Source organism: Psychrobacter sp. AOP7-A1-24 (genome assembly GCF_052376235.1).
Taxonomy (GTDB): domain Bacteria; phylum Pseudomonadota; class Gammaproteobacteria; order Pseudomonadales; family Moraxellaceae; genus Psychrobacter.
In genome coordinates this window covers 94,074-102,205 of sequence record NZ_JBQSVM010000008.1, presented here as the reverse complement: position 1 = coordinate 102,205, position 8,132 = coordinate 94,074, and the positions used below count along the sequence as shown (strand labels likewise).

The 8,132-nt window shown below is 42.0% G+C and carries 5 protein-coding genes and 2 tRNA genes; 5 read left to right on the top strand and 2 right to left on the bottom strand.

Annotation, left to right across the window (positions count from 1 at the left end):
* Nucleotides 1-159 precede the first annotated feature (159 nt).
* A complete protein-coding gene (locus tag ACT3QQ_RS04690; RefSeq protein ID WP_201595097.1) occupies nucleotides 160-1,431 on the top strand; it encodes an McrC family protein in 1,272 nt (423 codons plus the stop codon).
* Nucleotides 1,432-1,770: 339 nt separating this feature from the next.
* Here ACT3QQ_RS04690 and ACT3QQ_RS04685 read toward each other — a convergent pair.
* Nucleotides 1,771-1,847 (bottom strand) — tRNA-Asp (locus ACT3QQ_RS04685).
* A 37-nt stretch (nucleotides 1,848-1,884) separates the two neighbouring features.
* A tRNA-Val gene (locus ACT3QQ_RS04680) sits at nucleotides 1,885-1,960 on the bottom strand.
* Nucleotides 1,961-2,261: 301 nt separating this feature from the next.
* On the opposite strand from ACT3QQ_RS04680, the gene ACT3QQ_RS04675 reads away from it, so the two are divergent.
* The 4 genes from ACT3QQ_RS04675 to ACT3QQ_RS04660 all read left to right on the top strand — a co-directional run bounded on the left by ACT3QQ_RS04675 (nucleotide 2,262) and on the right by ACT3QQ_RS04660 (nucleotide 7,939).
* Nucleotides 2,262-3,899 carry a cardiolipin synthase gene (locus ACT3QQ_RS04675; protein ID WP_444527120.1) on the top strand — a complete coding sequence of 546 codons (1,638 nt, stop codon included), beginning with the start codon at nucleotides 2,262-2,264 and terminating at the stop codon, nucleotides 3,897-3,899.
* Nucleotides 3,900-4,016: 117 nt separating this feature from the next.
* Nucleotides 4,017-5,531 carry a tetratricopeptide repeat protein gene (locus tag ACT3QQ_RS04670; protein ID WP_444527119.1) on the top strand — a complete coding sequence of 505 codons (1,515 nt, stop codon included), beginning with the start codon at nucleotides 4,017-4,019 and terminating at the stop codon, nucleotides 5,529-5,531.
* A 132-nt stretch (nucleotides 5,532-5,663) separates the two neighbouring features.
* Entirely contained in the window at nucleotides 5,664-7,220 is a 1,557-nt protein-coding gene (locus tag ACT3QQ_RS04665) for a 3-deoxy-D-manno-octulosonic acid transferase (RefSeq protein WP_444527118.1), read from the top strand.
* Nucleotides 7,217-7,939, top strand: coding sequence for a 16S rRNA (uracil(1498)-N(3))-methyltransferase (locus ACT3QQ_RS04660; protein ID WP_444527117.1), 723 nt, complete (start codon nucleotides 7,217-7,219; stop codon nucleotides 7,937-7,939). Before ACT3QQ_RS04665 ends, ACT3QQ_RS04660 begins: the two co-directional genes overlap by 4 nt.
* Nucleotides 7,940-8,132 lie beyond the last annotated feature (193 nt).

Below are 8,132 nucleotides of genomic sequence, written 5' to 3'. Positions count from 1 at the left end.
ACAGACTGAAAAAATAAATCCTACTATGAATCAACTTTTTCCTAGTAAAGTTCTAAGTCAAATTACAGCAGATAGACGCTATTATATTAATTCTGATGCATTTACTACGCCAAAAGCCTACCAAAGGATATTTCACTTTGATACTGCTACAGGTGAAGAATGATTCAAGTCAGAGAATATGCTCAGCTGACTACCGATCAGACAGTATTTCCTAGCTTAGACTTGGCTATCATTGAGCAAGAAACTTTTGATTGGTTAGTGGAATTAAGTGAAAAAGAGAGCTATGGACGGTTTATTACTTATAAGCGTCCAAATTACTTACAGTTGCATTCTTATGTAGGTTATTTGGAAAGCCCTTGCCGCGAAGGTATTGAGATACTACCAAAGACAGGATTAGGTACTCAAGAGTCAGATAAGAGCAGAGAGGTCTTATGCAAAATGCTAAGCTCCGTATTAAACCTATCCTATAAAGAGGCTCAATCTGCCAGTCTCAATCGAATGAACTTACCTATTCATGAGTGGATATACTACCAGTTTTTATATTTGCTAAAGGAGCTGGTAGCGTCTGGGCTCAGATTTGACTATCAAAGAATTGAAGAAGAAAGTAGATTTATTCGTGGCCAGCTTGATATTACAGTTCAACAAAGGCAAACGGTTGGCCGAGCTCATCTTTTTCATATTCGTCATGATGTCTATCATCCAAATCGACTTGAGAACCAACTAATCAAAACAGCATTGGATTACGTACAGCAGCACTGTAGGAGTTCTGAGAACTGGCGACTGGCTAATGAGCTCTCACACATCTTAGACCCTATAACGAGTCTTAGAGAGCCTCTAAACTCAATGCATAAGTGGTCAGACATCAAAATATTGCAATCCTACCGAGCGATAAAGCCATGGTGCCAACTAATACTTGAAAAGCTTAATCCAAACTTTCAAAAGGGAGAGCATCGGGGTATTGCATTGTTATTCCCAATGGAAATTTTGTTCGAGAAGTATGTGGCAAAATGCTTACGACGAGATATCAAGTCGCCCTGGCAACTAACAACACAGGCTTCTAATAAGCACATGGTGAATGACCAAAAAGGTTTAAAATCGCGCTTTCAATTAAAGCCTGATCTATTAATCAGTAGAGAAAGAAAAAATTACCATGTACTTGATACCAAATGGAAGTTAATAAACTCAAATAAAAAGAATTTTGATATAGAACAGGATGATATTTATCAGCTATTTGCTTATGGTCACAAATATTTGAATGGGTGTGGAGACATGATGCTTATTTATCCTAAACACCATCAGTTCGAAACACCTTTGGAATGTTTTCATTTAGCAGAAAAATTGAGGTTGTGGGCAATACCATTTTGTATTGAAACTGACAAAGTGGTTATCGGTGAATGGGTAGAAAGGTTTCCGTCTTTACCTCAAACTTAGTTTGAGGCTGATCCTTTAAGCTCCTGAACTTATCGATAAGCATAAAATTTGGGGGTCAGTTACCATCAGCAACTTTTAATAATCTTGGTCACAAAATGGTCACCGTTTGGTCACCGAGCACTTGGTCACCGATTTTCAAGAAGCAGAGTGCATGTATGCAGACTTATAGAAAATACATTATTAAAGAGTGGACTACTTCTTAAGGGTTGATAAAGAAAGAATAACCAACCCTTATGGATAAAGGCTTTAAGCGGAAATTCAGACACAAAAAAACCTCAAGTAAACTAATACTTGAGGCGAAACTTGCTTAAACTCGAGAGTTTAAATTCGTTTTAAATATGGCGCAGCGGACGGGACTCGAACCCGCGACCCCCGGCGTGACAGGCCGGTATTCTAACCAACTGAACTACCGCTGCTTAGGTCTCTTAGCTTGTTTAGCCACTTGCTAAGAAGTGGTGGGTGATGACGGATTCGAACCGCCGACATTCTGCGTGTAAGGCAGACGCTCTACCAACTGAGCTAATCACCCTTCGAACAATTGCTAGGCAATTTATTCAACATCAACTGAGCTCTTTAGTTTGTCACTAAGCTCCGTTGCTGTGGGAGTGTATTATATAGATTTACAGTTGGGTGTCAAATATTATTTTGATATTTTTAGAAAATAATTATAAATTGCCTTTGTGAGCTATACGAAATGGCACGCAAAGCCTTGTATTATATAGCATTGCCAAAAATCTAATTATTATCATTATTTGTTGTTTGGTGCTGAAAAACTACTATACTATGGATGCTTTATTCGTTGAGCACATATTGTCTGCTAAATATGGTTGATGGAGGCCAGTATAAATACTTTTACTATTCAAGATACTTTTACCAGCTGGACTTTGGGAGATTTGGCGGGTCTAGGCTTGGTGCTGAATATTGTACTTATGATAGTAATGACGCTGCGAGTGGTTTCTGTGCAGCGAAATATTGGCGTGTCTATTGCTTGGGTCGCTGTACTCTACACGTTGCCAGTATTTGGTTTTATTGCTTATATCCTGCTCGGTGAGCCTATGATTGGACGGCGCTATCGTGACCGCGTGGATCAGGCAAGTATTTTGATGAATGATATGGCACAGCGTGAAAACCTGATTTTTGACAAAGGGCAGGACTTACTACCAGCCAACTACCGCGGTGTTAGCCAGATAGGGACTCGCTGGACAGGGCTTGGTGTATTTCCTGACCACCAAATGCAGTTGCTCACGGATCCTGCTTCTATTTTTCAGCGGTTGATTGAAGACATTCATGCCGCCCAGTATATTGTTTTGATGGAATTTTATATTGTCTATCCAAAAGGCCAGGTATTAGAAGTCATAGAAGCGCTATCCGTAGCGGCGCAGCGCGGCGTAGAATGTCATATATTGGCCGATAGTGTGGGCAGCTTTAGCTTTATTAATAGTAGCGTGCATCGTAAATTAGAAAAAGCAGGTGTCTATGTCCATCAATCGTTGCCAGTGGGGTTGTTCAAGACATTATTTAAACGTTCTGATTTGCGCAATCATCGCAAAATGGTGGTTATCGACGAACATATCGGCTATATCGGTAGTTTTAACTTGGTTGATCCGAGGTTTTTTAAGCAAAACAAAAACGTTGGTCAATGGATTGATGTGGCACTAAGAACGACCGGTCAGCACTCTATGAGTATCAATACAGCGATGGCTAAGGTCATTGTTACCGATATCGGTGCTGAAAATAATGATAATCTTGCTGAGCTGCATCAGCGAGTTAATAATTACACCCGTAAGTTATATGTGATGAATCCAACCATCAATGACCTGAATAGTCGAGTGAAAGTATTGGAGGATACGACTGATCCTCACGAACTGCCAGATATTGGTGCCACTTCGATTGTCGTACCAAAAATGCCTGTCGTAGACAAGGTGTTGGCACAACTTATCCCTTCAGCACCGCAGCTGACGGCACATGTGATTTACAATACGCTAGTTACTGTGATTCATCGTGCTAATAAGCGCATCCGCATTACCACACCTTACTTCGTACCAGATGAATCACTATCGGGTGCGCTGGCGATAGCGGCTAAGCGTGGTGTTGATGTAACGATTATTGTTCCTGAAAAGGTTGACTCATTTCTAGTACAACACGCTTCTCAGGCTTATTATCAAGAGTTGTTGGATGCTGGAGTAACGATTGCATTGTTTAAGGGCGGTTTGCTACACGCAAAAACAGTGGTAATCGATGATGATTACTGTTTATTCGGTACTGTCAATATTGATATGCGTAGCTTTTATTTAAATATGGAAGTCAGCTTGGCGATTTATACGCCAGAAATGGTTGCCCAAGTAGCGGACTGTCAGGAAGTCTATTTAGAAAATTGTCGAATCTTGGATAGTGATGAATGGCAACAGCGTCACGGATCAAAACGCTTGTTTGATAATGTTGTGCGCTTGTTTAGTCCTTTATTGTAGCACTCTGATTTTTAGGGTAAGGTAATCTACTAGTATCGATCTATTGTCTTAGTAATACATCATTTTTATAGCTTATAGTTTTTAATTTGTCTATTTGCAAAGAGGTTACGCCCGTCTATGTCTGCATCATCTTTAACGCCACTGGACTATACTGCAGAAGGCTACTGGCAAGACTTCTTGGCTGGGCGTCCCATTGCAGGTGGTATCGCTTATGAGACTGAGCTGCGTACTTGTATGCTAGACGAGTCACTTGAGAGTTTACAGCGTATCGACACGCTATTGTCTCAAGTGCGCCGAGAAATGATCAAGAGCGGTATATGGAATGAGACGACGCTGTTGGTCAATGAGCGCTATCGTAATTTCATGGTGTTTTTGGCGTTTTATACTGGCCGTGTATTGGCGAAGCAGTGGCAAAGCAAATCACATTGGTATGGACGGTTTGAGCTGCGTAAGCGTTACCCTGAGCTGTCATTGATCACCGATGATTTTTATCAGCATATGGCAGTTGGTTATAAGAATGATAACGTGGGTACAGAGCGCTTGTTTTTTGCCCTAGAGCCAATAGGGCTGCGTCTGTTTGGTCATATTGATCGACAGTTTGACGCAGTACAGGGCGAGCAAGTAGATAGTGGGCTGTATCAAGCGGTTAGCCTTAGACTACCAAATATTGTAAGCAGCAATGTTAATTCAACGTCCGCATTAACAGATCGTAAAGCAACAACGCATAAAGTAATTACTCATCAAGTAGCTGAAAGTATCGCTCCAAGCACAGATACAGATTCAGGTGCGCATGTCGGTACTAGCCAATTAAGTGCTTCCTTTAAAAAGCCAGAGGAAGTAAGAGTAGAGGCTGAGCATAAAAAAGCCGATGCAGTTTTAACTGATAGTAAGAGTGGCTTAGACCCATCTGATACGGTAACTGAGTTGCAGGCACGCGTAGTACCTTCTGAGTCAGTAAGTCTAATAAAGCCTGAACTGACTAAAGTAGCGCAACAACCCATCAACCCTATGTCACCTGTGAAAAGCACCTCGACGCCAGAAATGTTTACGCAGCTGCTCATAGAGTTAGACGAGATAACGGTGCCACAACCAACTGGTGATATGCAGTATCAGCAAGCGCGCAAAGTACTGGATCAGTTCGAGCGGCATATCGCCAAACAGAACAAACCTCGTCGCCAAGTTATGTTTTCAGATAATCACATCGCGGCCAAAAAGAAAGCTATGCTAATACTACAAGCTGCTGCTAAAGATGGTAATACAGCGGCTATGCTACGTTTAGCCATGTATGAGCTGTTAGGTGAAGGTTTGACAGCGGACAGTGATAATTCTAAAAAATTTGGCGTTGAATGGGTCAATCAAGCCGCCAGCAAAAACGACAGCCGTGCTCAGCGCCTACTCAGTAAAATTTACTACCAAGGAGTAGGGGTATCTCAAGATATAGATAGTGGTAAATACTGGTTAGAGCAAGCGGCAGATAATGGTCACGCAGAAGCAGCCAATCTAGTTCAGCAGTGGCAGCAAGCACAGGTACTGATGACCACGCAAAAGCAAGAACAACATAGCACCAAGCGTTATCAACTATTATTTGGTGCAATTATTGTCGTCGCTTTGCTGATAATAGTCATTATCTAACAATCGTTATCTAATAAATATGTACTCAGTAATTTTTTAAAAGCTTATTGTTGCCGCTTAAATTCAGGTAGAATTAGCGCGCTTTACATTTCCCTTTTTATTGTTTGATTCATAACTAATCTGGGCTGTTCCATGCCATCATCTAATACCACGTCTGACAACGCTTCAAATCTAATTGACCCTGTATCACAGCCTAGTCGTGCGATACATAAGACACCTCTATATTATCAATCTCTTATTGGATTGCTAAAGCCACTATATCGTCTGCAAGTGTGGCGTCGATCTCATAAAAATGACAATTATCAGCAGGAAGTCGATCAGCGTTTTGGCAAGCAGTATCCATCGCGTCCAGTGGTAAATGCTAATATCGACAAAGGGGTAATTTGGTGCCATGCTGTCTCATTAGGTGAGACCAATACGGTCGCGCCTTTACTAGATATGTTATTGGCTAACGGCTATCAAGTATGGTTGACCAATACGACTCAGACAGGTTTTGCCCGTGGCGCTAGCCGTTTTGCAGAAAAAATAGCTCAGGGTCAGATGAGCCATAGCTATGTGCCAGTTGACAGTTCTGCTGTTATTGAGACTTTCTTGACCCATGTACAGCCTATCGCGGCACTGTTTGTAGAAACAGAGCTGTGGGCAAATATTTTGACCAAGTTGTCTGAGCATCGTATTCCAAGTATTTTAGTCAATGGTCGATTATCTGCTTCTTCTTTTCAGAGTTATCAAAAGATTGGCGCAGTCAGTGCCAGTATGATGAAAAATCTCTCTTTGATTATTACGCAAGACGGCGACTCTGCCAAACGCTTTCGGCAATTAGGGGCGAGTAGCGCTCAAATTCGTGTGGCAGGCTCATTAAAATGGGTTATCAATGCGTCTAAACTCGATGATAAAGCGATAGAAGATAGTAGTATCCATAGTAAGAAAGCTGATCTACGAGCAGAGTTTGGTATAGTAGATCGTCCTGTGTGGGTAGCTGCGAGTACTCATGATGGCGAAGAGGCAGCAGCGTTGTTATTACAGCAGCAACTACTGTCTAAGTCTGCATTAGCAGATACGTTGCTCATTATCGTTCCTAGGCATCCTGAGCGTTTTAACGCAGTAGCAGATCTCATTCAAAAAACTGGACTAAACATGGCTCGTCGCAGTGATGGTGACGCGATTGATGCAGACACGCAAGTCTATCTAGCAGATAGTATGGGTGAGATGATGACTTGGTATACATTGGCAAATGTAGCATTGGTGGGTGGTTCGCTGGTAGATATTGGTGGACATAACCCAGTGGAGCCTGCAAGTGTGGCTACGTCTGTACTGATGGGGCGTTACACTCAATCATGCCAAAGCGTGGTAGATAAATTGGCTAGTGTAGGCGCTTTATATCAGCCAAGTAATGGTTTCTATTGTCCGATTAAGTCAGATAGTTCAAATAGTGCGGCCGCACAGATGGCAAGTGATAACCAGTTAAAGGCAAACAATAAACCCTCTCATAAGAAGACCGCTTATAACCGTGAAGACGTTGTAAGTATCTATGTACAGCTGGAGAACTGGCTAAGCAATTTGTCATTAGCCGCACAGGCAGGGCAAGCAGGCGAGCAAATAACCGTGCAGCAGCAAGCGGTACTGACACGTCAATTTACGATGATTGAAGACGTTATTGAAGAATATACCAACTCAGAGACCTTATGAACTGTATATTATTGCCCGCTGAGAATTTCTCATCCGATACAGCAAAAATCGATACCTTGTCTCAAGTCAGCCATGTGACCAAAGTGCTGGGCGCAAACATCGGCGACACGCTTAAAATTGGACAAATTGGTGGCAATCTTGGTACGGCTATCATTAAAAGTATCAACTCTGAAAGTATTCGATTAAATAACGTTCAGCTTAATACTGCGCCGCCGGCAAAATTGGATCTAACTGTCATTTTGGCGTTACCGCGTCCTAAGGTGCTAAGACGATTGATTATGGATATGACGGCGCTGGGTGTGCGCGATATCATTCTTATCAATAGTTACCGTACCCAAAAAAGCTACTGGCAAAGCCCGATGCTTGAACGGATTGACGAGTTTGTATTAGAAGGCCTACAGCAAAGCATCGATACGATTGTTCCTAGTGTTACACTACAAAAACGTTTTAAGCCATTTGTTGAAGATACACTTCCAAGTTTAATGAGTAACCGCGCAATTGTCGCGCATCCTTACAGTCAGCAGTCTTTTTCTGAGTTTTTACAACGGCAACCGTCACGAGAACTACCCAATATAGTCTGCATAGGTGCTGAAGGTGGCTTGATTGATTATGAAGTAGAACTCTTGTCAACACAGGGCTGCACACCTGTGCACATAGGACCTCGTATCCTGCGTACGGAAGCGGCGGTCAATGCAATTTTAGGGCAGTGGTTGCTCTAGCTTGAGTAAAGAAAATCGCTAGCACTAAACTATTGAGAATATTGGTAAAAATAGTTCTTAAAAAGCAGTGCTAGAGGCTCATCGCTGGTAGGTTTGTCAGTTAAACAAATGTATTGATAATTAATCTCACTTCCATTAGTATGTTGCTTTGATATATTATGGCCTGACTACTGCTAACGCTTAGCAGCCAGAG

What these genes read in the sequence shown, in the direction of transcription:
- ACT3QQ_RS04665 (WP_444527118.1), top strand. Translation starts at nt 5,664, where the DNA reads ATGCCATCATCTAATACCACGTCTGACAACGCTTCAAATCTAATTGAC.
- ACT3QQ_RS04675 (WP_444527120.1), top strand. Translation starts at nt 2,262, where the DNA reads ATGGAGGCCAGTATAAATACTTTTACTATTCAAGATACTTTTACCAGC.
- ACT3QQ_RS04660 (WP_444527117.1), top strand. Translation starts at nt 7,217, where the DNA reads ATGAACTGTATATTATTGCCCGCTGAGAATTTCTCATCCGATACAGCA.
- ACT3QQ_RS04690 (WP_201595097.1), top strand. Translation starts at nt 160, where the DNA reads ATGATTCAAGTCAGAGAATATGCTCAGCTGACTACCGATCAGACAGTA.
- ACT3QQ_RS04670 (WP_444527119.1), top strand. Translation starts at nt 4,017, where the DNA reads ATGTCTGCATCATCTTTAACGCCACTGGACTATACTGCAGAAGGCTAC.